The organism is Pedobacter sp. HDW13, assembly GCF_011303555.1.
Classification (GTDB): domain Bacteria; phylum Bacteroidota; class Bacteroidia; order Sphingobacteriales; family Sphingobacteriaceae; genus Pedobacter.
Genome location: NZ_CP049868.1, coordinates 3,970,077 through 3,993,378 on the forward strand (window position 1 = coordinate 3,970,077; position 23,302 = coordinate 3,993,378).

A 23,302-nucleotide genomic window follows, 5' to 3' on the forward strand; every position below is an offset into this window, starting at 1 on the left:
AAACGCGGATGGAAGAGCTATACGTTTGTAATGTGTGGGCGATACAACCGCCAGTCTCACTTATCTTCGTTACAAACGAGGACAATAAAGGATTTGCTGCATTTAAATTAGATATAAGAATATTAACGCCCTGTACTTTAATCATGAAGCGCTGCTTAAATATATTAACGCTATTTTTAATAATATCGGGCTGCATTAATAAGCAGCCCCAAAAAGTTAAAGTAAGCTCAGGAAAGGCTAATCTAAACTGTAACTGCGAAAAGGATTCGATATTGTCTCATATTATTTCTTGTGAACCTAAAACTTTAACCAATGGGTCAAAACTATACTGGAGTTATAATTGCGATTCTTCCTGGATAACATTCGAAGGTAAGAACAGGACAAAAAGAATCATTTTCACTTTGGGTGATGGATTAGTACAGCTTACTAATCGACTTGGTCATACCGGTTTTAAAGAATTTAAAACGACTTTCCTTTACACAAACAGAGTTATCTCAGGTTGTTGCGATCCTGACAACTATTATCTTTACAGCAAAGCCACAGGTAAATTATTAAAAGTAATAGATGGAGTCATTTATGTTCCTGACAGCAGCCGAATACCTTTTGTAGTCTCTATTGCCAATTATGATTACGATCACGGCTCGAAATTTAGCTATAATTCATTAACGCTCTATAATATCGACAGTCAAAAATCTTATAAGATTGCTATAAAAAAGGGTGAAATTGAAAAAGGAATGAAAAATAATAAATATTTGTTCCCTGAATATATTTTTGATACATCACTATTTGACAGTCGAATACTTATTGTCAAGTACTTTACAGAAAAATATAGTAAAGGGGTGAAGCTAAAATATAAAACCATCAAGATTGACTTAAAAGCGTATAGCTAATGGTTTAAATTTATCATAAAAAATATTGTGTTTAGCTGATCATTTAGACTTTTTAGGGATCATGTCACTTATAGGTACTTATAAACATAAATTGCTGGGTTTTGTAGAATGCCCATCTACCTATAATTTTGTCAACTTTAATGAGAAGACTAGAAGAATTGCAGTGTATAGAGCTATACATTTGCAATGTGTGGGCGATACAATCGTCAGTCTCACTTATCATCGTTACAAACGAGGACAATAAAGGATAAAGAAAGAATAATGCAAGATGCTTTTGTTTGAAAGTAAGTAATTCAACATGGAGATAATATATTTTCAGAGTAATACCTATGGTGCTCCTCAGGGGAAATGTTTGCGCTATAGAAAGGTGGTTGTTGATTGCGAGGAAGATGATTTGGCTTTGGTAGGAAATGATATGGTTTGCTATAAAGGTAAATGGGGGATGTTGGATGGCGATGGTAAATTGATCATTCCGGCAGAGTATGATTTTATCGATTGCATCTGTAGTGAGACTCAATTTAAAGTTGCTTTAGGAGATTTGGTGATTGACCTTTGTAAAAGTCAGATCGGTGGTGAAATAACTTATATTGCTAAAGGGGCAAAATGGGGTATTATAAACGAAAACAATGAAATATTGGTTCCGATTCAGTATGATTGGGTTGAGGAGCTTGCTTTAAATAATTATGCTGTAAATATAGGTTGTACGTTAGAATATAACGACAATTATCAGGAAGAGTATTGGTTTGCCCAAAATGGCAAATGGGGTGTGGTAGATGCTAATCATAAAATTATTGTTCCTATTGAGTATGATTCATATTATAATACAGCAAAGAAATACGAAGATTTAATCTTTGTTCAAAAAGGAAGACCTTATTTTGATGAACAGGAGCCATACGATGTCTTTGATTATGGCGGTAATCTGCTTTATAGTAACATACAAGGTTTTGTGGTTAGGATATTCGGTAGTCCGTAACTTAATAAATATTGATATTTGATATCTGAGAATGTTAAAAATGCTTAATAAACAACTTAGATTCTAATTAGTAAGTTCATAAATAAGCTAATATCTATGTAATAGTTTAAAATTATAAAGGGATACGCACAATCGTACTTGGAACATATATCTTTTAGCAAATAACTTATAATTATAAGCTCAGAACATATATCATTTAAAAAATAACCTATAATTATAGGCTCGGAGCATATATCGTTTAGCAAATAACCTATAATTATAGGCTCGGAGCATATATCGTTTAGCAAATAACCTATAATTATAAGCTCGGAGCATATATCATTTAAAAAATAACTTATAATTATAAGTCCGGAGCATATATTGTTTAGCAAATAACCTATAATTATAAGCTCTGAGCACATATCGTTTAGAAAATAACCTATAATTATTGATTCGGAGTAAAGTAGGTTGTTTAGTTAATCGACTTCGTTTGTAACGCGGATGGAAGAGATATACCTTTGTAATGTATACCGTGCAATTAGCGCTCTTATCTTATTTCCTTAGTAAAGACGGTTTTTGATGTCGCTGCGGGTAAGGAACAAAAAACCCGTATAAAAGAAAAGAGATACTCCATCCAGACGTATCTCTTTTTTCTAACCAAATATAAACCTGTTATGAGCCAGGCTTTGTCTTTAACCTTCTTTCTAAACCGGGGTTTATCCAGAAAGTGATTTATCTTTTTTTATTGATAACAAACATCGTTCCGTTTATTATGATACAAATATAGTAAAAAATTTGATAGTGTAAAAAATACACTAAGAAAATTTTAAGTATTTTTTTTGTCATTTTTTATTTCCTGTTCCTTTTCTGGAGGCTTTTAGGATTTAAAATGATCGTACCACAAAGATAAGGCAAAAATTTGTTAACTAATTGTTAAATATTGACAATTTATAGTACGATTTAGTCAAACGTTTGTTTAGTTTTTGCTAAAAAATATGTTTTACTGAAATTTTGTATAGATTTTTGTGTTTTTTGAGATGTTTAGTCGGATTATTTGCTTTTAAATTAAATAAAGTTGAATTTTTGATTGATTTTAAAATAAAATTTATAGGTGAAAATGCTGTTTAAAACAAAAAGGTAGCATTAAATTAATAATGCTACCTTTTTAGTAGTATAATGATGCGCTTAGCGCTATTTTTTATTATAAACTAGCGTAATATTCTACGAATTTAGCTAATGCTGAAGAATATCCCCACTCGTTATCGTACCAAGATACCACTTTTACGAAATTATCGTTCAAAGAGATACCAGCTTTTGCGTCGAAAATAGAAGCGTGGTCATCACCAATAAAGTCAGAAGAAACAACTTCATCCTCAGTATAACCTAGCACGCCTTTTAAATCGCCTTCAGAAGCAGCTTTCATTGCAGCTTTAATTTGCTCGTAAGTAGCTGGTTTTTCTAAACGAGCAGTTAAGTCTACTACAGAAACATCAGCAACAGGAACGCGGAAAGACATACCAGTTAATTTTCCTTTTAATTCAGGAAGTACCATACCTACAGCTTTAGCAGCACCGGTTGATGAAGGGATGATGTTAGAGAAACCACCACGGCCACCTCTCCAGTCTTTAGCTGATGGGCTATCAACAGTTTTTTGAGTTGCAGTTACAGCGTGGATTGTGCTCATTAAACCTTCAACAATACCGAAGTTATCGTTTAATACTTTAGCAATTGGCGCTAAACAGTTAGTAGTACATGATGCATTAGAAACGATAGTCTGATCTGCAGTTAATTTATCGTGGTTAACACCCATTACGTAAGTAGGGATATCGCTATCTTTAGCAGGAGCAGAGAAAACTACTTTTTTAGCACCTGCGGCAATGTGTTTCTCAGCATCAGCACGGGTTAAGAATAAGCCGGTTGATTCGATTACCACTTCAACACCTACAGCATCCCATTTCAAATCAGCAGGGTTTCTTTCTGAAGTAACACGGATAGTTTTACCATTAACTACAAGGTTACCGTCAACAACTTCAATTGTGCCATCAAATTTACCGTGAGTAGTATCATATTTTAACATGTAAGCCATGTAATCCGGATCAATTAAGTCGTTAATGGCTACAATATCTAATCCTCTTTTTAATGCGGCTCTGAAAACCAGTCGGCCAATACGGCCAAAGCCGTTTATTCCAATTTTGCTCATTGTTTTTGTTAATTAATGTAATGTTTTAATAAATTCTGTATTGGTTCTTTAATAATGCTTTTAATTTCAAGGTTGTATTTGCCTGCTACCAGTCTTAAGCGATCTTCGAGCTCGGCAGCTACTTTGCCTACAATATGCAGCTCCTTGTTTGGGTATTTCTCAACTGTAGGTAAAATATAGGTCTCAATGTATTTTTCAAATCCTTCATCAATCAGCTTACGGATGTATTCGTGTTTGCTGTTTTGGGTTACGAAATCGAAAAACGAAGTTAAGAAAATATTCGCCTGCGGCTTATTGTAAATGCGCTCTAAAATTTGAGGGCGGTCCAGACTGTGTGTTAACAAGAATTTGGTTTCAATGTCTTTAGGTAGTTTATGGCTTAAAAATTCTCTGAGTATCATTTTTCCAAAGTAATTTGAAGAGCCTTCATCACCTAATATATAACCCAATCCAAAGTTATTGTTGAGTGGCTTTTTCCCATCAAAATAGGCACAGTGTGCGCCGCTGCCCAGCATACCTACAATGCCTGGTTTGTCATAACAAGCCGCTTTGGCTGCGCCAAACATATCATTTTCGACCACAACTTTACTGTATTTAAAAAATGAAGAAAGGGTTTTTGCCAGTTCTTCTTTCCTGTCAGCTGATGAGGCGCCTGCGGCAAAGAAATAAATTTTTTTTATGTTCTCTGCATTGTTAACCAGGACTACCTTTTTGTTTAGGATCTGTAAAATAGTTTTCGGATCAACAAAGCATGGGTTTAAGCCTGTAGTATTGCAATGTGCCACCACCTGGCCATTTTGGGTGATTTTCCAAAACGCCGTTTTCGATCCACTGTAAACAACCGCTATCATATTATATAGAAAGTACTTCGGTCATTTCCAATAAATCGGGTTCAAGTTTAAAGGAATGCGCGGTTAAAGCGTCCTTAATGCTGGTTAATTTAATTTCGTTACCTTTTAAGCCTACCATTTGTTCAGTTTGGCCTGCAATTAACGCATTTACTGCGGCAAAACCTAACCTGCTGCCTAAAATACGGTCAAAACTGCTCGGGCTACCACCGCGTTGAAGGTGACCAAGTATGGTAACTTTGGTGTCGTAATGATCAAAAGTTTCCTTTACTTTTTTTGCTATATCATAAGCACCGCCTTGTTTGTGCCCTTCGGCTACAATTACAATGCTTGATGATTTTTTAGTTGCTGCACCTAAAGCAAGTTTATCGATCAGTTCGTTTACACTGGTTTCCTTTTCAGGTAGTAATACCGCCTCGGCACCACTCGCAATCGAACTTCTTAAAGCTATACATCCCGAATCGCGACCCATTACCTCAATAAAGAACAAACGGTCGTGCGCATCGGCAGTATCTCTGATTTTATCTATCGCTTCAATTACAGTATTAATTGCTGTATCGTAACCCAGGGTAAAATCTGATCCGGCAAGATCATTATCAATTGTGCCGGGAATACCGATTACTTTAACACCAAAATTTTCCGAAAAACGCTTGGCCCCGGTAAAAGTTCCGTCGCCACCAATCACCACCAGGGCATCGATATCGTTTTTCTTTAAATTGTTGTACGCAATCTGCTGACCTTCGTCTGTTTTAAACTCTAAGCAGCGTGCGGTTTTCAATATGGTTCCGCCCAGGTGTAGTATATTACTCACCGAACGGGCATCCATTGGTTTTATGTTGTCGGTAATTAAACCCTGATACCCTTGCATTACACCATACATATTTATGCCATGGTAAATTCCGGTACGAACAACAGCTCTGATCGCAGCATTCATTCCGGGGGCATCGCCACCAGAAGTTAATACGGCTATATTTTTAATATTTGGCTCCATCTTATAATATACGAATATAGTGTGTAATTTTTACACTAAGTAATTTTTTTTATTTTTTTTACTTAATATTGAAAGTCATACCTTTATCTGCTTAAAATAACTAATTTTTACTTTGGAACAAATTTTACCTCATTTAGATTCTGTATTCTCGATAGATTGCGTTTTGTTTGGATTTGATGGTAAGGAGTTAAAAATCCTGCTAATCGAAAGGAATGAAGAACCGTTTAAAGATTGGTGGGCCTTGCCCGGTAACATTGTTGGTCCAGACGAGAGTTTAGATCAGTCTGCCTCTCGGATTTTATACGAACTTACGGGGTTGCGCGGAATATACATGGAGCAGTATTATGCTTTTGGAGATCCGTACAGGCACCCTCAAGGTAGGGTAATTACCCTGGCTTATTATGCATTGATCAGGTTAGGTGGCGATAAAGAGTTACGGCCGATTAGCACTTATGCCAAACGTGCCAATTGGTTGCCCATTACCGATCTGCCTAAACTGGCTTTCGACCACCAGAAGATATACGATAAAGGTTTAGAAAAAATTAAGCGCCGGATTAAACACCAGCCGATTGCTTTTGAACTTTTGCCCGAAAAATTTACGCTTACCCAGCTACAACATGTATATGAACTGGTTCTGGGAAAAAAATTGGATAAACGGAATTTCAGGAAGAAGATTGTAAGCTTCGGTGTATTGAAAGAATTGGATGAGAAACAAAAAGGCGTTTCTTACCGTGCAGCTACTTTATACCGTTTCGATAAACGAAAATACGCTAAGCTTTTTGGTAAGGAGATTTCGTTCTAGCGAAAGAGCGAGGAGCGGAGGGCGTTGAGCAGAGAGACCAAAGCTTAAAGCGAAAATACTAAAACACAAATAATATTTATAAAAAAGAAAACCCGGATTTGAATTTCAAATCCGGGTTTTTTGTTCTTTGTGTTTCAGTCCTGGCAACTCCAAACTGAAAACTCCCAACTATGCTTTAGGCGCTAGCTCTAAGTGATAATGTACTAAATCATCTATAGGTGAGCGGATAATTTTACCCACGCCCATTTCGTAACGGTCGGCAACAATACTTAAAATATCGCGGAAACTATAGCCTACAGAACCCACGCAATTTAATTTGTGGTCCTTGTAGTTTGGATAGTGGATAACCAAAGCTTCGAAAAATGCAGTAAATGCATAATCGATAGTGCTGAAAGCATAATCTTCGTAGTTATCTTTAAAATCATATAAGAATTTACTAAAGCTGGCACAAAAACGATTTGGCAAAGGCTTGTTGTAAATGTTGTCGAAAATATCTTCGTTGGTTAATGCGTAGTTATCGTAAAAAGCTTCACGTAATCCTTTTGGCATGTAACCTTTCATGTAATCGCTTAAAATACGTTTACCAATGTACGAACCGCTACCTTCATCGCCCAGGAAATAACCCAAAGAATCGATGTTCATGGTAATTTCGTTTCCATCATATAGGCATGAGTTTGTACCTGTACCTAAAATAGCTGCAAATCCTGGCTCGTTTCCAAGAAGTGCTCTGCAAGAGGCAAGTAAATCATGACCTACAAAAATGGTAGCATTGGTAAAAATCTGTTGCATGGCATCGGCCACAATTTTTACATTTGCCGGTGTAGAACAGCCCGCGCCGTAATAATAAACTGCTGTTAGTTTTTCTCTTTCCAAGTGGTCTGGAAGAGTCTCATTCAAAGACTTTACAATGTACTCTCCTTTGGAAAAATATGGATTGTAACCTTCAGTGTTAAAGTAAATTTTTCTGCCGGCCTCGTTAATCAGACACCAATTTGTTTTGGTCGATCCGCCGTCTGCAATTACTATCATTTTTATTTATTTTTGGTTTTAGCACGATAAAAGTATAAAAAGTCTTATATTTTGTATCCTTTTTTTTAATAATTTTTTAACAATTTGTTGTTGCTGAAAATTAAGTGTGTAAAAAATACACTATATAGAGCGTTTAATGGCCGAAAAACCTTAAAATTATACCAGAAAGGGCATTGGTCTTTTTTTTTAACATCAAGAATTTTTTACAATCGAATAGCGAAATGAACAACAGATTTTTAGATTTCAGAAGTGATACGGTTACCAAACCAACAGCCGGAATGCTGGAAGCCATGATGACTGCAAAAGTGGGAGATGACGTTTTTGGTGAAGACGAAACGGTGCATGCATTGGAGACAAAACTGGCTTTGGCTTTTAATATGGAAGCAGGATTATTTTGCCCTTCGGGAACCATGACCAACCAGATCGCCATTAAGTGTTTTACCCAGCCGATGGATGAGGTAATCTGTGATCAGACTGCACATGTTTACCGTTACGAAATTGGTGGCATTGCTTTCCACTCTGGTGCATCGGTAAGGTTGTTGCATGGCGAGCGTGGTATTTTAACACCCGAGCTCATTGAACCTGAAATTAATGATGACAACATTCATTATCCCAATTCGAGTTTGGTGGTTTTAGAAAATACGGTAAATAAAGGCGGTGGTAGTTGCTATACCTTATCGCAGATTGCGCCAATTCACCATTTATGCAATATAAAAGGTTTAAAGCTGCATTTAGATGGCGCCCGCATCTTTAATGCCTTAGCGGCAACCGGCGATCATGCAAGCGCATATGGTAAATACTTTGATGGCATTTCGGTGTGCCTCTCAAAAGGTTTAGGCGCTCCGGTAGGTTCGGTGCTGTTGGGAACCAAACAAATGATTAATAAAGCCCGAAAAATCAGGAAAGCTTTTGGTGGCGGTATGCGTCAGGCAGGCTTTTTAGCTGCAGCGGGTATTTATGCACTCGATCATCATGTCGCCAGGTTAAAAGATGATCATGCGCATGCAAAGGCTTTAGCTGTGGCCCTGGCCCGTACAGCTTATGTAAAAGCGATTATGCCGGTTGAAACCAATATTGTCGTTTTTGAGGTTGAAAAAGGTACTGCAGAGAAAATTGTGCACCAGTTAAAGGAAAAAGGATTGCATTGCAACACCACCAGTGCAAGCACAGTGCGGTTGGTTACGCATTTAGACCTTACTCCTGCAATGATAGATCAGGCTATTGAAATAATTTTGCACCTTTAAGCAGAAACTCATATTTTACCTTTTATAATCAAATATTAAAGTACTACATGAAGACAATAAGGTTTATGGCAATGCTTTTGTTGGTTGTATTTTCAGCTAAGGTTAAGGCACAAGAGCGTGCTCAGGCAAATTTTTTAGTTCGTAGTGCAAAATATGATTTCTCAAAAATATGGGTTAGGGATTGCATTGCTGATTTATATTTCGAAAATGAAAATAAAAACCAAAAAATTAAAACTCCCGAACCTCTTGGCTTTATTGGCGATAATTATCAGCGATTTTATATTCATTTGATTTCTGTTGTTAAGGATTTGGAAAATCCGAATGAATACTTTGCTTATGGAAAAACTAAGGTGAAAAATAATATATGTGCCTTTCAGGGAAAAATTAAGATTACCAGTGCACAGTTCGGTAAAGAAAGCGATAATCCTAAATTTAAGCAAGGTACTATCATTGCAGATATTTTGTTTTTTGAAGATCAAAGTAACATTTCCTCAGGTGTACTAAAAGGGAAAATAAAGACAAATTTTGTTTTAGATACAAAAGGGAATATGTTCTATGATTCTGTAAATGCTGTAGCCGATGGTTTTTCAAATAATACATTCGAAGGAATATGGACGAGTTATAAAACCAACGTTGCTAAAAAATGTAACTGGGGTGATTTTAGAATCCCAAACTCAGGCGATCTTGATATTGGTGCAGCTGAATTTAGTGTAAACGATAAATATCTTAAGAATGGTTGGGAAAGTTATAGATTAGCCTATGGTGGTAACAATAACACCGACGCATACAAAATAGCCAATAGAAAAGAATCTGAAAAGTGGTGGAAATAAAATATTATGCCTAACAACTCCAAACTAATAACTCCAATCTCCAAATTGCTAATCGCCAACCGTGGCGAAATAGCTTTACGTATTATGCGCTCAGCAAAAGAAATGGGGATTAAAACGGTTGCTGTTTTTTCTGAAGCTGATCGCAATGCGTTGCATGTACGTTATGCCGATGAGGCGGTTTTTATCGGACCAGCGCCTTCCAATCAAAGTTATCTGGTAGGGGAGAAAATTATAGAGGCTTGTAAACTTACAGGTGCACAGGCCATTCATCCGGGTTATGGTTTTTTATCCGAGAATGCAGGTTTTGCGCAAATGGTTGCCGATGCAGGTTTAATTCTGGTTGGTCCTTCGCCGCAGGCTATGGAAACCATGGGCAATAAACTATCTGCAAAGGCTGCAGCATTAAAATATAACATCCCAATGGTTCCGGGCACGGAAGAAGCCATACAGGATGTAAACGAAGCCAAACAGCGCGCCATTGAAGTGGGTTTTCCGATTTTGATCAAAGCAGCTGCCGGTGGTGGTGGTAAGGGCATGCGTATTGTAGAACAAGCTGCCGATTTTGAAGAACAGATGCAACTGGCGGTAAGTGAAGCAACCTCTGCCTTTGGCGATGGAGCGGTTTTTATAGAACGTTATGTTACTTCGCCCCGTCACATCGAAATACAGGTGCTGGGCGATACACATGGCAATATTGTTCATCTTTTTGAACGCGAATGCTCCGTGCAACGCCGTCACCAGAAAGTGGTAGAAGAAGCGCCTTCATCTGTGCTCACCGAAGAAATCAGGCAGCGGATGGGGAAATGTGCGGTAGATGTAGCTCGTTCGGTAAACTATACCGGTGCCGGAACAGTTGAATTTATCCTTGATGAAAACCTCGATTTTTTCTTCCTCGAAATGAATACCCGTTTGCAGGTAGAGCATCCGGTAACCGAACTGATTACGGGGATCGATCTGGTAAAAGAGCAGATTAAAATTGCTTGCGGCGAAAAATTAAGTTTTAATCAGGACGATTTAAAAATCAATGGGCACGCCATCGAACTTCGGGTTTATGCAGAAGATCCGGCTAATAATTTCCTTCCTGATATTGGTAAACTTCAAACCTACGTAACCCCGCAGGGAAATGGTGTAAGGGTGGATGATGGCTTTGAACAAGGAATGGATATACCCATTTATTACGACCCGATGATTGCCAAACTGATTACTTATGGCAAGGATAGGGAAGAAGCAATGGAGCGTATGGTGCGGGCAATTGAAGAATATGATATTACGGGGATAGAAACTACTTTAGGTTTTGGTAAATTTGTAATGCAGCACGAAGCTTTTAAAACCGGAAATTTTGATACGCATTTTGTCGCAAAATATTTTAAACCTGAAAGTTTAAAGGTACAAGACGAAACTGAAGCCTTAATTGCTGCGGTTATTGCTGCCAGGCTGTTCCAGAAAAAGGATGTGCAGGTTAGCGATACAACAAAGCAAAATACTTCGGACTGGAGGAAAAACAGGTTGAAATATTAATACATTTTACTATTGCGCTGACCGTCATTCCCAACTTGATCCGATAGCTATCGGATGGGAATCTTAAACCAATAGCTTTAAGGTTCCCGCCTGCGCGGGAATGACGTTTAGAAGAAAAAAATAAACACCAATGTTCACAGGAATTATAGAAACCCTTGGCGAAGTTACCGCCATCAAAAACGATCATACCAACATCCATTTCACCATTTCATCGACCATTAGTCATGAGCTGAAAATAGACCAAAGCGTTGCACACAACGGCGTGTGTTTAACAGTCGTGGCTTTAAATGATGGTACACATACCGTTACAGCAATAGATGAAACACTGAATAAAACCAATTTGGATGCATTAAAAGTGGGCAGCAAGGTAAACCTGGAGCGCTGCATGCAAATGAACGCTCGTTTAGATGGTCACATTGTTCAGGGCCATGTAGACCAAACTGCAGTTTGCGTTAAGCGCGAAGAATTGGATGGAAGCTGGGAATACCGCTTTAAATACGACGCATCTGCAGGTAATGTAACTGTAGAAAAAGGTTCGGCCTGTGTAAATGGCATCAGCTTAACTGTGGTAAATTCTGCTGCCGACGAATTTTCTGTTTTCATTATTCCTTACACTTTCGAACATACCAATTTACAGGAAGTAAATGTAGGCGATACGGTAAACCTCGAGTTCGATATTATTGGCAAATACGTGGCGCGACTGATGAGCCGGTAATTTTAATATTTACTGCATGACAATAATTGGAACGATTTGGCTTGTTGCTGCTGTCATTTTTTTTGGATTTATGATTGCACTGTATTTCGGGATTAAAATCGAAAGAAAAAAAGCGGAAGAAATTCAAAAAGTATACGATAAAATAAATGCAGTAAATAGTACAATTAAGCATCTGGGTAAAATAGGGGCAACAACCAATGCTCCCGTGGTATCAGCAACCTCTTCAACATTTTTATCTTTAAAAGTGCTAATGGGTATAGAGCGGTTTTCAAGCAGTGAACATGATTATTGGATCGAGTTTCATTTAGAAAAACTAACCGAAATGGAGCTTAATTTTAGGCTGGAAAAAGTTGAGGTTTATTTAGATGACGTTAAGTTTGACTCCAACTTATCTGTGCTTTATGAGAAAGTACCCGAATATTTATCGCCACCTTATGGAAATAGGTATTATAATACACAATATTTCAACAATTACTTTCTTGGTGTAAACGCACAACGTTTCTTTATTTTTAAAAGTAAAATTACCCTTGATCAAAATAATCCTGTTTTCAAGGATTCAGATTTTATCAAAATTTACGTTTCCTACAATAAAATAAATCCTGATTCAGGTAAGTACGAAGAATTTTCAGAAACTGTTTTTACAGAATCATTTAAGAAAATGAAATTTCAGGATATAATTTCCATCGATGAGCAATTAGATTGGATCGATGATTAATTATTTGTTTATGAGTATTTTGTGTATTTTTTAACGTTGCTGTAACGCTTAACTTTTCATAACAGTGCAGGATAGTTGAGCGGATAATATTGCTGATTATTACTGTGAAACACAAAAAACCTAACACTAACCATTTATGAACAAAATCTTACGCGCGCCGGGCGCACTATGTACTCTCGCATTGCTATTCTCGATCGTTACTCACGCAGTAGCGCAGAAAATTGCTGTAAAGGATTTAACCGTTGAGCATTTAGTAAATCCTTTTAGTATAGATAATCCCAAACCACGCTTTAGCTGGAAACTGGTATCTGCAATTAAAGGCACCAAACAAAATAATTACGAAATCAGATTGGGAACCTCAGCCACAATCGATAATAAAGCGTTGTGGAAAGCAAATGTAAGCAATGATCAATCGGTGTTGGTTAGTTACGATGGACCACAATTATCATCCAAAACCAGGTATTACTGGCAGGTTAGGGTAAAAGATAACCATGGTAATACTTCGGCCTGGTCTCCGGTTCAGTACTTTCAAACCGGTTTAAAACCCGAAGACTGGAGTGCCAAATGGATCGCTGTTGATGGAAAAGATACCACTCTGGCCAGCCCCATGTTCAGAAAAGAAATCAACCTGAAAAAAGATGTCCGCTCGGCAATGGCCTACATTACCGCAAAGGGTCTATATCAGGCCGAGCTAAATGGTAAGCGCATCAGTAATGCTTATTTCGCCCCCGGTTGGACGAGCTACAAAAATCATATTCAATACCAGGCTTACGAGCTCGGCACATCACTTAAGAAAGGTGCCAACGTAATTGGTGTATCATTGGGTGATGGCTGGTACAAAGGCCGTATTGGCTTTGGCTGGCAAAAACAATTCTACGGCGATACACGGGCACTATTGCTACAGCTAGATGTAGTGTATACCGATGGAACCAAAGAAACCATTGTTACCGATAATAGCTGGAAAAGCAATTACGGACCAATACGCGCTGCAAATATTTATGATGGCGAAAATTACGATGCCAGGTTAGAGATTGCAGGCTGGAACAATATCGGCTATAAAGAAACGGCAGACTGGAAGCCTGTGCGCACGCTCGAAAACGGACCAGAAAAACTGGTAGGCATGAGCGGGCCACAGGTAACCAAACACGAAGAATTTAAAGCCCTAAAGATTTTTAAAACGCCACTTGGCGAAACCGTTGTAGATTTTGGACAGAATCTGGTAGGTTGGGTAATGCTGAAAGCCAAAGGGCCTGCAGGCACTAAAATTACCATTAGCCATGCCGAAGTTTTAACCAAAGCAGGTAATTTTTATACCACTAATCTGCGTACAGCCAAACAACAAAATAATTATACTTTAAAGGGTGGCGATGAACAGGTTTTTGAGCCACATTTCACTTTTCAGGGTTTTAGGTATGCTAAAATAGATGGCTATCCCGGCGAGTTAAAGCTTGACGATTTGACGGCCGTTGCGGTTTACTCAGATATGCAAACCAGCGGTAAGTTTAGCACCTCTAACCCTTTGTTAAATCAGTTGCAGCATAACATCAGCTGGGGACAGAAAGGGAACTTTGTAGATGTACCTACCGATTGTCCGCAACGCGACGAACGCCTCGGCTGGACGGGCGATGCCCAGGCTTTTGCCAATACTGCTGCTTACAACATGGATGTTTCAGGCTTTTTTACCAAATGGTTAAAAGATGTAGCTGCCGATCAGTTGCCGAGTGGTAGTGTACCTTTTGTGGTGCCCAATGTACTCAACAGCACAGATGCGGGTTCGGCGGGCTGGGCAGATGTGGCTACCATCATTCCCTGGGATCTGTATGTGGTTTACGCAGATAAAGGTTTGCTCGAAACACAGTATGGAAGCATGAAAAAATGGGTCGATTATATTTCATCAGTAGCTAAAAATAATTTGTGGAACAGTGGTTTCCACTTTGGAGACTGGTTATTTTACCGTCCTAACGATGATAACGATGGTCGTGCCGCCGTAACCGATAAGTACATGATTGCGCAAACATTTTATGCCCACTCTACACAATTGCTCATTAATGCCGCAAAAGTTTTAGGTAAAACAGACGATGTAACGAAATACAGCGATTTGCTGGCTAAGATAAAAGCAGCCTACCTGGCCGAAAATATGACCGCTAATGGTAAACTGATCTCGAATACACAAACGGCTTACGTTTTGGCGTTGCAATTTGATATGCTGCCCGAAAACCTGCGTGCGCAAGCTGCACAACGCCTGGTAGATAATGTGCGTGATTACGGTAACCACCTTACCACCGGTTTTTTGGGCACACCATATCTCTGCCATGTATTAAGCCGCTTCGGGCACGAAAATGTAGCCTACGATTTGTTGATGCAGGAAAAATATCCATCGTGGCTTTACCCTGTTAAAATGGGCGCTACTACCATTTGGGAACGTTGGGATGGTATTAAACAAGATGGTTCTTTCCAAACGGCCGATATGAATTCTTTTAACCACTATGCTTATGGCGCAATTGGCGATTGGATGTACAAAAATATTACGGGTATTAATCCGGTTGTAGCCCAGCCAGGTTACAAAGCAATTTTAATTGCGCCTAGGCCTGGAGGTAATTTAACCAGCGCATCAGCTGAACTCGAAACGGTTTACGGAACTGTAAAGTCTTCATGGATTTTAAGCGATGGTGTTTTTAAGCTTGATGTAGTGGTGCCAGCCAATGCCACAGCTACGGTGGTATTACCGAAAACCGATAAAAAAGAAGAAATCGGATCGGGAAGCTATCATTTTGAAACCAAATATTAATCGCTTAATATTGCAGCACGGTTAAAAGGAGGCTGTACCATTTATTTTGTTTTGTCATCCTGAGCCTGTCGAAGGACTATAGTTTACTTGTAGGCTAAAGCGTTTCGACAGGTTCAACGTGACAGATCTAAATGATTCGCTTCCTTAACCGATGACTTAAAAAATAAATGTACAGTAAAGAAGAATCAGCGAGGTTACGTCAACAGTTTTGGATTAGTTTCGGGCAATACATGAAACCCGTGCCCTCGGCTAGCGGATCAACCGTAAACTGGACCAATTACAAAACAGGAGTTAAAAATATCTTCTTTAAAATGGATGTCGATAAAAAAAAGGCTTTTATTAGCATCCAGCTGTCACATCCCGATGCAGATATCAGGCATTTAATATTTGAGCAGTTCGAAGAGTTTAAGCTTATGTTTAGCAATCAGGTAGGCGAAGAGTGGGAATGGATTAAGGATGCAACCGATGATTTTGGTAAAACCGTAAGCCTGATTTCGATATCCATTAGTGGTGTAAGTATTTTTAACCAACAGCACTGGCCTGAACTGATTTCCTTTTTCAAGCCCCGAATTATTGCACTCGATGATTTTTGGGACAATGTAAAGCCTGTATTCGAAAACCTGGTTTAATCGGCCAGGTTCAGTTGTGCTACCCTGTCTTTTGCAAACTTAATTTCTTCCTTATCATCTGTTACATTGGGCTTGCTCTTAAGGTACAGATTATAGTACTTTAAAGCATTTTCCGCATTTTTTAGTCTGGTGTCGTAAAATACAGCGAGGCGGTAATAGAGGGTAGAAGTGGCATTAAACTGCAGGCCTTTTTTGTAAGCCGCGTTAGCCAGGCTAAGCTGATTATTTTCTTCGTAAACCAGTCCCAGCAACGAATAATAGCTCGATGTATTGGGCGAAATCGCCTCGTCTATCGTTTTTTTGGTGTAAATGGCAGCTTGTGGATAATTTTTCAAAGCCCGGTAACTCAATGCGGTATAATACAAAGTCGCTTCGTTTTGCATAGCCACTTTCTCCAGCATTTTAAACAGATCAATCGCTTTCTGGTATTTTTTGGTGTAATAGTAAGCTTTTGCCACATCTTTTACCACGCCGGCATCGGCTCCGTCTTTTAATAGTTTTTCGCCCGAGCCAATTACTTCATTGTATTTCTTTAACTGGTTGGCAACCGGAAGTTTCTCTTTTTGTAAAATCAGGTTATCAGTATCGGCTTTGCTGGCAATATCGAGTACCTGGTAGGCTTTTTCGTGATCCTGTTTTACGGAATAAATGTTGGCGAGGTCTATGGCAACATCGCCTTCTGTAGGGTTAATTTTATTGGCTTTTAATAAATATAACAGCTTAAGCGAATCGGTAGGAATGTTATAGAGATTGGCCAGTAGTTTATACACATTAAAATTATTGCTGTCTATTTTTGCGATTTCACCATAATATAACCGGGCCTTTTCGGTATTGCCGCGTTTGGCATTAATGCTGCCTAAACTAAACAGGATAGGGAGGCTTTGCGGCTGAAGGGTATAAGCTTTACTGTAAAATTTTTCTGCTTCTACATTATTCCCGGCCATTAAAAAGCAATAACCCATTTGGCTAAGTACTTTAATGTCGTTCACATTTTCGCCATAAACCTCTTTCAGGTATTGTGCCGCATCGGCATAGCGCTGGGTTTGGTAAAAATCGAAAAGTTTTTCTTTATCCACCACTACATTTTGACTGTACGCTGCATTAGCAAAACAGAATAATACAAATGATATAAACAGCTGTCTCATAATAAGGAATTATAAAACTAATTTATTAGTTGTTTTTGTTAATTCCAAATTTGTTTTTAAACATGAGCATATTTATCGCTGCCGAAAACCTTAAATAAAAACAAAATAAAGCTTAAGGGGTTTATAAGGAATAGTTTAACTAAAATAAGAACCTATGAACACTTTAAAGAAGTTTGAATTAATGGAAAAGATTGTGCGTGAATTGGAAGATCTACAAAATTCTCAACAGGCCCTTATTCAAAAAATCGGTAAAATTGAAGTAGATAACATCGAACTTGGCGATAGCCGTCTGGAAAAAGATTTACCCGATATTCACCAAAATTTAGGTGATAACTTAGATACTATTTCGGGAATTTTAGATTACTTTGCAGGTAAAACACAAACCTTTGGTGATAAAAACAATGTGGATGCCTTAAAAGAACAGGAAGCCATAAACAATGCCACCAGCTAAATTTAATCGCATATGAAATTTTTATCTTTAACCGTTGCTTTCTTACTTGTTGGTCTGTTAGCCAGTGCACAAGTATTACCTTCATTCCAGCTGGGCATTAAAGCTGGTGCAAATTTTTCGAAATTTGATAGTGAAAACACTTTTAACAGTGAAAACCGTGCAGGTTTTTACGGAGGGCTATGGGCCAGGCTAGGAGCTGCCGGCATTTACTTTCAACCAGAACTCTACGTTTCTGGCAAGAAAACAAATTTGGTAAGCAATGCGGGAGAGGTAAATAAAGTAACCTTTACAAGTTTAGATGTGCCTTTACTGGTAGGTACCAAATTTGGTGCTGCAGGCGTAGGTTTACGTTTAAACACCGGACCTATGTTTTCGTTAATTTTAGATGAAAACCAAAGCTTTAGTCAGGCAGCTGGTAGCGTTTTCAAAGCCGATTTTAAAAATCAGGCTGTGGCATGGCAGTTTGGAGCAGGTTTAGACCTTAAAAAGTTAAGTTTCGATGCGCGTTATGAACTTGGCTTGTCTAAAATCAACAAATCGGGCTATCCGGGTACTAAGTTAAACTTATTTACAGTTGGCTTAGGGTACAGGATTTTGTAGATAAATGATTTCAGTCGCTATAGAAATGCGATGCTGAAAGGCTCGGCTAATGGCCGGGAGGAAGTCCGGAATAATGTTAACAATTATACAAAAGGCAGGTCGAATTTAGAATCATCTGCCTTTTGTTATTTCAATCGGGCATTAATAGTGAGCTCAGGGCATGAATGAGGAAACTTTAATTATTACCGAAATTTAATTCATAAAGCTTGATATTTAAAGGATATATTTGTTATATTAAATACAGAAAAGGCCGCTAAAATTTAAAGAAATGGACTTAAGGTTAATTGAAAGGTACAAAGCTTTGGATATAGCTAAGGTTATAGACCATGAGAAATTCAACAATATTTCAATAGTCCACCATTCTACTGTTTTGGAGGGCTCTACACTAACGGAAGTTGAAACCCAGGTTTTGATAGACGAGGGATTAACTCCAAAAGGGAAGCCCCTTACGCATAGTTTAATGGTTACCGATCACTTTTCTACCCTGCAATTTGCATTAAAAGAAGCCAATAATAAAAGGCCGGTTACAGTATCATTCATTCAGGAGTTAAATGCGATGCTTATTCGCAATACAGGGTTGGTTTATAATACCATTTTTGGCACTGTTGATGCAACAAAGGGAGAGTTTAGAAAAGGAAATGTTACTGCTGGAGGCACCTACTTTCCAAATTATGATAAAGTTGTTTACCTTACTGAAAACCTTGCTGATGTAATCTATAAAGCAATGCAGGCTGATTTGTCAGTATCAGAGCAGATTCAATTATCATTTGATGCACACTATAACCTGGTTAGTATACATCCATTCTACGATGGCAACGGACGGACTTCGAGGCTGCTCATGAATTATATACAGGCCTATTACAAGTTACCTCTTGCCATTGTTCACCAGCAATCAAAAGTTGATTATATAGAAGCTTTAAAAGAAACCAGAGCAAAAGAAGATATCAATATTTTCAGGGATTTCATGAGCAGGGAATATACTTTGCTTTTGAAAGATGAAATTAAAAAGTTTGAGGAAACTACCAAACCAAAACAAGGTAAAGGCTTTCATCTGCTGTTTTAAATCTAATTTATACAGAAGATAGTGTCACTATCTGACTATATATTTAACCTTAACGTTTTCTCAATCTCCTTTTTCCAGCTCTACCTCAGTAAGCTCATAAGCAAACGATCCTTTTTTGGGTACAATAGGTGTTGCCCTGCCAATGCTGAGCGCTTTAATAAAAGAAGCCCCAAAATAAAAGATCAGCGATGAATAAAACACAAAAAGCATAATTACAATAATAGAGCCGGCTGAGCCGTAAATGTTGCTGATATTGCTAAGTGGTAATAAAATCCTTAAAATATACTTACCCGCTGTAAATAAACATCCGGTTAACAGGCCGCCCGAAATTGCTGCACGCCAGGTTGGCCTGCCGTTGGTTAAAAACCTGAACAGCATAGTGAACCAGGTAGTTACAATAATTACAAAAACCAACTGGTTAATGATAGAAGTTAAAATCAGACTGAAAGAAGGTGAATTTGTTTTTAAATAGGCACCAATAAAAGCTTGCACACTATCAGCCAATAAGCCGATAAAAAACAATATACCCGCCAGCAAGATAATAATAACCGATACGGCCCGCGATTTAAGGGTGTAAATGAGTCCCTTTTTATCTTTCTTGCCGATGTTCCAGATTTGCTCTAAAGAGTTTTTAATTACATTGAAAAGGGTTGTAGCTACAAACAGAAAAAATATAAAACTGAAGAGTGTAACATACCATGCCTGATCAATGCCCCTGATATTCCTTAACGTTGTTCTGATCTGTGCGATGCTCTCATTATCGAGAATATTGGCCAGCCGCTCGAACAAATGGGTTACAAACAGCCTTCTATCGGTAAACATCCCAAATAACCTGATGAGGATAATAAGGATGGGGGGCAAAGCGAAATTGGTGAAAAAAGCAGTAGCACCTGCTAAGCGTAGTGGATCATTTTGCTGAAATAAACTAAATGCTTTTCTTATGGTAGAGAAAAAAAACTTCAGGTCTTCTGTTATTGATGGCATCGCTACTGCATTAAACTAAAAGGCGCGAAATTAACAAAAATACTTTGTCACCGCCCTTTGTATCGTTAAAGTTTCTAATTTGTTTTGGTGAAAACAAGTAGTGTTTTATCGCCATTTAACAGATAGAGCTTGTTATCAGTTACTTTTGCATTATTTACCTGGTTTAGCGCATGCAGATAAGCACGTTCTGCCGCATCAGTTTCCTGACAAAACATTTTGGTGCCAAAAACATTTTTTACGGAGATTTTATTGTCTGCAATCTCGGCTTTACCACCATAGTTATTACAAAATGATTTTCCGCTCAATTTTAGGCTATCGGCAATGTTTAAGGTTGCCTTAGCTGATGTAGGGAGTACTAAACCCGGCAGTTCTGTGAGTTCCCATTTGGTGTTTGTAAATTTCGCCGGATCTATTTTTTCGTTACACGAACTAAATAGAAATAATAGCAGGCCAATAAAGATTAAGTTTTTCATGTTCTTAGTTTTTAATGATTCGCTTTTTTGCATCAAAAACTAAACCAATTGTTTTGCTGCGGGGTTTTTCATTTCCATCCAATGGTGTTTTATGTCTTGATAATCGAAAAGTGAAATGCGTTTCAGCCCAACTTTTTGCAGTACGTGGATAGAACCCGAATTATTGATATCGGCAATACCGATAATTTCTGCTAGTTTTAAGGTATCAAAAGCATAATCTTTTGCTGCAATGGCCGATTCGGTAGCGTAGCCTTTTCCCCAGTATTTTTTACTAAACCGATAACCTAAATCGTGGTAATTAATTCGGTTATTGGTTGTTTCGGTAATTAATTTTAAACCAGCCCAACCCACAAAATTATTGGTTTCCTTTTCAATCACAGCCCAGCGGCCAATGCCGTTTTCTATATATTGCCTGCGAATAAATTCGATATTGGCCTGGCTTTCTTCAATAGCGCTATAGGGTTTATTCCCCAAATAACGGTGCACTTCGGGGTCACTATCCATTTCAAACATGCCGGCTGCATCAGCAGATAACAACTCTCTTAAAATCAATCGTTCCGTTTCTACAAAAATTTTCATTGAATAATAAAGTACCTAATTTTTAAGCTAATGTATAAAATCTATTTAATTCCATCTTCATAAATTGGCCCGTAAATACTGGGAACTTTATGGCCGGTAGCGCGCAGATAAATAATCATTTCGCCACGATGATGGTAGATGTGGTTCATTAAAAAACTGCGAACTACTTTGATACGCTCCATTGGGGGCAGTACGGTTTTGCCCCTTGCTGTCATTTTCCAGTCTTCAAGCATGCTTTCGTCGGTAGCCGATTCAATACTTTCTTTTGCCCGGTTAAATGCGCGCTCAAATTTTGCTATTATATTTTCTATATCGTTTAGAGCTACCTCATCGCGCTGGTAAGCATCCATATTAAATTCGCTACCATGAAAAGTACCCGGGTACCAGTCGTAAATTTCGGCGATGTGTGAGGCCAGTTGCGCTGTAGTCCACGAATGTGGTGAGGGTTTATAATCTAAAATAGCATTCGGTATTGCTTTTAGCAATTTACGGGTGCTTTCTGCCTCAAGAAGAAATTCGCCCAATAGTGATTTTACCAGCATAATTTTATTTTTTGAGAATCCCGGAGCGGATGGTACTTAATAAAATCAGTTTAAATCATTTTTGTTTTAAAAAAAGGATATTGTTGTTAATATCTGGTAAAATTCAAATTAGCTGTTGCTGGAATGTAAATACCCACATAGGTTGATAAGACAAGCCCATGTGGGTATAGCCATTTGATTAAGCCACCTGGGCAGATAATGGCGTGCCAGGCTTTCTTTTCAAAATGAGTGCGGCTATTAACGATACAATAATGCCAACTGGTAAAATTTCCAGATAGGTAAACAATACTACCATGATCGGGTTTTTATACAATTGCTGATTGTAGGCCAGTTCTTTGGCTTGTTTTGCCAGCTCAGCTACGGATGCACCACTATCTTTAGCTTCTTTCAGCATATGGGCTACGTACTTATCCATAAAATCGGGTATGAAAACATAATAATCAATCAGCCAGGTTATTACATATATGGTTGAGGCAATTAAACTGATGTAAAGACCGATTTTAAATGCTTTGCCAAAGGTAATTGAACCATTGTTGTATTTATCACGGTAGTTTTTTATACCTACAAAAATAAAGGAGAATGCCAGCACCATTGAGGCATAGCCCAAAAGCATGCTGTGTTCAAAGTTAGCGTCGCTGTTACATCTGGCCATCGAGATTACCATCAGCACGGATACAATTACGCCGGCAATTAATCCGAATACAATTACATTCTTTTTCATCTTTTTTAGTTTAAGGGTTTACACAACAAAATTGGTTCGATTATTCTTTTTGGCCCTCATACTTTAGGGTGATTTTGAAAAGAAGCAGTTATTTAATACTAAAGTAGTAATGCGATTAGGGAATAAGGCTTAATCTTTTGGCAGTTTCTATTGCTTGCGTTCGGCGTTTAACTTCGAGTTTTTCGAAAAGCCTTGCATTATGTGTTTTTATCGTATTTAAAGAAACAAATAACTTTACTGCAATTTCCTGGTTACTTAATCCGGCCGACATGAGTTGCAAAACTTCCAGCTCTCTTTTACTAATGTTGAGTTTGGTCAGTTCCTTTTCATTGAGGATAAATGTTTCAGGCCTGGGGGTAAAAACCTCTTTTTCGATGAGTATGGTTTTAGGTTTAGTTAATTTTAGTGCCAGCCAAATGCCCAGTGCCGTAAAAAGAACTGCTATTGCTCCCGCATAAATTTCGAAAGCATGGTTAATGATTATGAAACGAAGTTCGAGCCATTTAAGCAGAAAAAGTAATGCTGCAAGGAAAACACCGTATAGGATGGTGCTTTTATTTTTAGCTAAAAAGTTAACAGCGTTTGGCATGGGG

Annotated in this window: 24 protein-coding genes; 13 read left to right on the forward strand and 11 right to left on the reverse strand. The window is 38.1% G+C overall.

All coding sequences use genetic code 11. The features are described from left to right. Positions 1-8 precede the first annotated feature (8 nt). Both G7074_RS16645 and G7074_RS16650 read left to right on the forward strand, forming a co-directional pair. Entirely contained in the window at positions 9-890 is an 882-nt protein-coding gene (locus tag G7074_RS16645) for a hypothetical protein (protein WP_166210038.1), read from the forward strand. Positions 891-1,188: 298 nt separating this feature from the next. Continuing rightward, positions 1,189-1,863: a WG repeat-containing protein gene (locus G7074_RS16650; RefSeq protein WP_166210041.1), complete on the forward strand. Its 675-nt coding sequence runs from the start codon at positions 1,189-1,191 to the stop codon at positions 1,861-1,863. Positions 1,864-3,043: 1,180 nt separating this feature from the next. Here the strand turns inward: G7074_RS16650 and gap are convergent. From gap to pfkA, 3 genes are read right to left on the reverse strand one after another with little or no spacing between them, the layout of a single operon-like run. After that, complete coding sequence (gene gap / locus G7074_RS16655) at positions 3,044-4,042, reverse strand: type I glyceraldehyde-3-phosphate dehydrogenase (protein ID WP_124560821.1); 999 nt, start codon at positions 4,040-4,042, stop codon at positions 3,044-3,046. Between the two features lie 8 nt (positions 4,043-4,050). After that, complete coding sequence (locus G7074_RS16660; RefSeq protein WP_124560820.1) at positions 4,051-4,893, reverse strand: hypothetical protein; 843 nt, start codon at positions 4,891-4,893, stop codon at positions 4,051-4,053. Between the two features lies 1 nt (position 4,894). Next, positions 4,895-5,881, reverse strand: a complete 987-nt coding sequence (pfkA, locus tag G7074_RS16665; protein WP_124560819.1) for a 6-phosphofructokinase — start codon at positions 5,879-5,881, stop codon at positions 4,895-4,897. Between the two features lie 112 nt (positions 5,882-5,993). On the opposite strand from pfkA, the gene G7074_RS16670 reads away from it, so the two are divergent. Then, on the forward strand, positions 5,994-6,683 hold the full coding sequence (locus G7074_RS16670; RefSeq protein ID WP_052266252.1) for an NUDIX domain-containing protein: 690 nt from the start codon (positions 5,994-5,996) through the stop codon (positions 6,681-6,683). Between the two features lie 168 nt (positions 6,684-6,851). Here G7074_RS16670 and G7074_RS16675 read toward each other — a convergent pair whose 3' ends face one another. Next, positions 6,852-7,712 carry an N-acetylglucosamine kinase gene (locus G7074_RS16675; protein WP_124560818.1) on the reverse strand — a complete coding sequence of 287 codons (861 nt, stop codon included), beginning with the start codon at positions 7,710-7,712 and terminating at the stop codon, positions 6,852-6,854. Between the two features lie 221 nt (positions 7,713-7,933). Between G7074_RS16675 and G7074_RS16680 the strand changes: the two genes are divergently transcribed. From G7074_RS16680 to G7074_RS16710, 7 genes are all read left to right on the forward strand, one after another. After that, positions 7,934-8,956 (forward strand): low specificity L-threonine aldolase, encoded by a 1,023-nt coding sequence (locus G7074_RS16680; RefSeq protein ID WP_124560817.1) that lies wholly within the window; start codon positions 7,934-7,936, stop codon positions 8,954-8,956. 47 nt (positions 8,957-9,003) lie between these two features. After that, entirely contained in the window at positions 9,004-9,786 is a 783-nt protein-coding gene (locus G7074_RS16685) for a hypothetical protein (RefSeq protein WP_124560816.1), read from the forward strand. A gap of 6 nt (positions 9,787-9,792) precedes the next feature. Next, positions 9,793-11,304, forward strand: a complete 1,512-nt coding sequence (gene accC / locus G7074_RS16690) for an acetyl-CoA carboxylase biotin carboxylase subunit (RefSeq protein WP_124560815.1) — start codon at positions 9,793-9,795, stop codon at positions 11,302-11,304. Between the two features lie 130 nt (positions 11,305-11,434). Further along, a complete protein-coding gene (locus tag G7074_RS16695; protein WP_124560814.1) occupies positions 11,435-12,019 on the forward strand; it encodes a riboflavin synthase in 585 nt (194 codons plus the stop codon). A gap of 16 nt (positions 12,020-12,035) precedes the next feature. Then, entirely contained in the window at positions 12,036-12,734 is a 699-nt protein-coding gene (locus tag G7074_RS16700; protein WP_124560813.1) for a hypothetical protein, read from the forward strand. Between the two features lie 136 nt (positions 12,735-12,870). Beyond that, on the forward strand, positions 12,871-15,522 hold the full coding sequence (locus G7074_RS16705; RefSeq protein WP_166210044.1) for a glycoside hydrolase family 78 protein: 2,652 nt from the start codon (positions 12,871-12,873) through the stop codon (positions 15,520-15,522). Between the two features lie 167 nt (positions 15,523-15,689). Continuing rightward, a complete protein-coding gene (locus G7074_RS16710; protein ID WP_124560811.1) occupies positions 15,690-16,151 on the forward strand; it encodes a DUF4268 domain-containing protein in 462 nt (153 codons plus the stop codon). On the opposite strand, the gene G7074_RS16715 is transcribed toward G7074_RS16710, so the two are convergent. Next, positions 16,148-17,296, reverse strand: a complete 1,149-nt coding sequence (locus G7074_RS16715; RefSeq protein ID WP_124560810.1) for a lipopolysaccharide assembly protein LapB — start codon at positions 17,294-17,296, stop codon at positions 16,148-16,150. The genes G7074_RS16710 and G7074_RS16715 overlap by 4 nt on opposite strands. Before the next feature lie 154 nt (positions 17,297-17,450). On the opposite strand from G7074_RS16715, the gene G7074_RS16720 reads away from it, so the two are divergent. The 3 genes from G7074_RS16720 (at position 17,451) to G7074_RS16730 (ending at position 19,410) form a co-directional block, all read left to right on the forward strand. After that, positions 17,451-17,747 (forward strand): hypothetical protein, encoded by a 297-nt coding sequence (locus G7074_RS16720; protein ID WP_124560809.1) that lies wholly within the window; start codon positions 17,451-17,453, stop codon positions 17,745-17,747. 12 nt (positions 17,748-17,759) lie between these two features. Continuing rightward, positions 17,760-18,347 (forward strand): porin family protein, encoded by a 588-nt coding sequence (locus G7074_RS16725; RefSeq protein WP_166210047.1) that lies wholly within the window; start codon positions 17,760-17,762, stop codon positions 18,345-18,347. A 268-nt stretch (positions 18,348-18,615) separates the two neighbouring features. Continuing rightward, a complete protein-coding gene (locus G7074_RS16730; protein WP_166210050.1) occupies positions 18,616-19,410 on the forward strand; it encodes a Fic family protein in 795 nt (264 codons plus the stop codon). Between the two features lie 60 nt (positions 19,411-19,470). Here G7074_RS16730 and G7074_RS16735 read toward each other — a convergent pair whose 3' ends face one another. The 6 genes from G7074_RS16735 to G7074_RS16760 all read right to left on the reverse strand — a co-directional run bounded on the left by G7074_RS16735 (position 19,471) and on the right by G7074_RS16760 (position 23,298). After that, a complete protein-coding gene (locus tag G7074_RS16735; protein WP_124560806.1) occupies positions 19,471-20,394 on the reverse strand; it encodes a YihY/virulence factor BrkB family protein in 924 nt (307 codons plus the stop codon). A 74-nt stretch (positions 20,395-20,468) separates the two neighbouring features. Further along, a complete protein-coding gene (locus tag G7074_RS16740; protein ID WP_158674064.1) occupies positions 20,469-20,867 on the reverse strand; it encodes an META domain-containing protein in 399 nt (132 codons plus the stop codon). A gap of 39 nt (positions 20,868-20,906) precedes the next feature. Then, positions 20,907-21,446, reverse strand: coding sequence for a GNAT family N-acetyltransferase (locus G7074_RS16745; RefSeq protein ID WP_166210053.1), 540 nt, complete (start codon positions 21,444-21,446; stop codon positions 20,907-20,909). 41 nt (positions 21,447-21,487) lie between these two features. Then, the gene (locus G7074_RS16750; protein ID WP_124560803.1) at positions 21,488-21,988 is read right to left on the reverse strand and encodes a DinB family protein; all 501 of its coding nucleotides are present in this window, start codon (positions 21,986-21,988) and stop codon (positions 21,488-21,490) included. 178 nt (positions 21,989-22,166) lie between these two features. Further along, positions 22,167-22,709: a DUF4199 domain-containing protein gene (locus G7074_RS16755; RefSeq protein WP_124560802.1), complete on the reverse strand. Its 543-nt coding sequence runs from the start codon at positions 22,707-22,709 to the stop codon at positions 22,167-22,169. A 115-nt stretch (positions 22,710-22,824) separates the two neighbouring features. Then, positions 22,825-23,298, reverse strand: a complete 474-nt coding sequence (locus tag G7074_RS16760) for a response regulator transcription factor (RefSeq protein WP_124560801.1) — start codon at positions 23,296-23,298, stop codon at positions 22,825-22,827. Between the last annotated feature and the right edge of the window lie 4 nt (positions 23,299-23,302).

What these genes read in the sequence shown, in the direction of transcription:
- gap (WP_124560821.1), bottom strand. Translation starts at nt 4,042, where the DNA reads ATGAGCAAAATTGGAATAAACGGCTTTGGCCGTATTGGCCGACTGGTT.
- G7074_RS16745 (WP_166210053.1), bottom strand. Translation starts at nt 21,446, where the DNA reads ATGAAAATTTTTGTAGAAACGGAACGATTGATTTTAAGAGAGTTGTTA.
- G7074_RS16740 (WP_158674064.1), bottom strand. Translation starts at nt 20,867, where the DNA reads ATGAAAAACTTAATCTTTATTGGCCTGCTATTATTTCTATTTAGTTCG.
- G7074_RS16735 (WP_124560806.1), bottom strand. Translation starts at nt 20,394, where the DNA reads ATGCCATCAATAACAGAAGACCTGAAGTTTTTTTTCTCTACCATAAGA.
- G7074_RS16755 (WP_124560802.1), bottom strand. Translation starts at nt 22,709, where the DNA reads ATGAAAAAGAATGTAATTGTATTCGGATTAATTGCCGGCGTAATTGTA.
- G7074_RS16715 (WP_124560810.1), bottom strand. Translation starts at nt 17,296, where the DNA reads ATGAGACAGCTGTTTATATCATTTGTATTATTCTGTTTTGCTAATGCA.
- G7074_RS16750 (WP_124560803.1), bottom strand. Translation starts at nt 21,988, where the DNA reads ATGCTGGTAAAATCACTATTGGGCGAATTTCTTCTTGAGGCAGAAAGC.
- G7074_RS16680 (WP_124560817.1), top strand. Translation starts at nt 7,934, where the DNA reads ATGAACAACAGATTTTTAGATTTCAGAAGTGATACGGTTACCAAACCA.
- G7074_RS16700 (WP_124560813.1), top strand. Translation starts at nt 12,036, where the DNA reads ATGACAATAATTGGAACGATTTGGCTTGTTGCTGCTGTCATTTTTTTT.
- pfkA (WP_124560819.1), bottom strand. Translation starts at nt 5,881, where the DNA reads ATGGAGCCAAATATTAAAAATATAGCCGTATTAACTTCTGGTGGCGAT.
- G7074_RS16730 (WP_166210050.1), top strand. Translation starts at nt 18,616, where the DNA reads ATGGACTTAAGGTTAATTGAAAGGTACAAAGCTTTGGATATAGCTAAG.
- G7074_RS16705 (WP_166210044.1), top strand. Translation starts at nt 12,871, where the DNA reads ATGAACAAAATCTTACGCGCGCCGGGCGCACTATGTACTCTCGCATTG.
- G7074_RS16675 (WP_124560818.1), bottom strand. Translation starts at nt 7,712, where the DNA reads ATGATAGTAATTGCAGACGGCGGATCGACCAAAACAAATTGGTGTCTG.
- G7074_RS16725 (WP_166210047.1), top strand. Translation starts at nt 17,760, where the DNA reads ATGAAATTTTTATCTTTAACCGTTGCTTTCTTACTTGTTGGTCTGTTA.
- accC (WP_124560815.1), top strand. Translation starts at nt 9,793, where the DNA reads ATGCCTAACAACTCCAAACTAATAACTCCAATCTCCAAATTGCTAATC.
- G7074_RS16660 (WP_124560820.1), bottom strand. Translation starts at nt 4,893, where the DNA reads ATGATAGCGGTTGTTTACAGTGGATCGAAAACGGCGTTTTGGAAAATC.
- G7074_RS16720 (WP_124560809.1), top strand. Translation starts at nt 17,451, where the DNA reads ATGAACACTTTAAAGAAGTTTGAATTAATGGAAAAGATTGTGCGTGAA.
- G7074_RS16695 (WP_124560814.1), top strand. Translation starts at nt 11,435, where the DNA reads ATGTTCACAGGAATTATAGAAACCCTTGGCGAAGTTACCGCCATCAAA.
- G7074_RS16645 (WP_166210038.1), top strand. Translation starts at nt 9, where the DNA reads ATGGAAGAGCTATACGTTTGTAATGTGTGGGCGATACAACCGCCAGTC.
- G7074_RS16685 (WP_124560816.1), top strand. Translation starts at nt 9,004, where the DNA reads ATGAAGACAATAAGGTTTATGGCAATGCTTTTGTTGGTTGTATTTTCA.
- G7074_RS16760 (WP_124560801.1), bottom strand. Translation starts at nt 23,298, where the DNA reads ATGCCAAACGCTGTTAACTTTTTAGCTAAAAATAAAAGCACCATCCTA.
- G7074_RS16710 (WP_124560811.1), top strand. Translation starts at nt 15,690, where the DNA reads ATGTACAGTAAAGAAGAATCAGCGAGGTTACGTCAACAGTTTTGGATT.
- G7074_RS16650 (WP_166210041.1), top strand. Translation starts at nt 1,189, where the DNA reads ATGGAGATAATATATTTTCAGAGTAATACCTATGGTGCTCCTCAGGGG.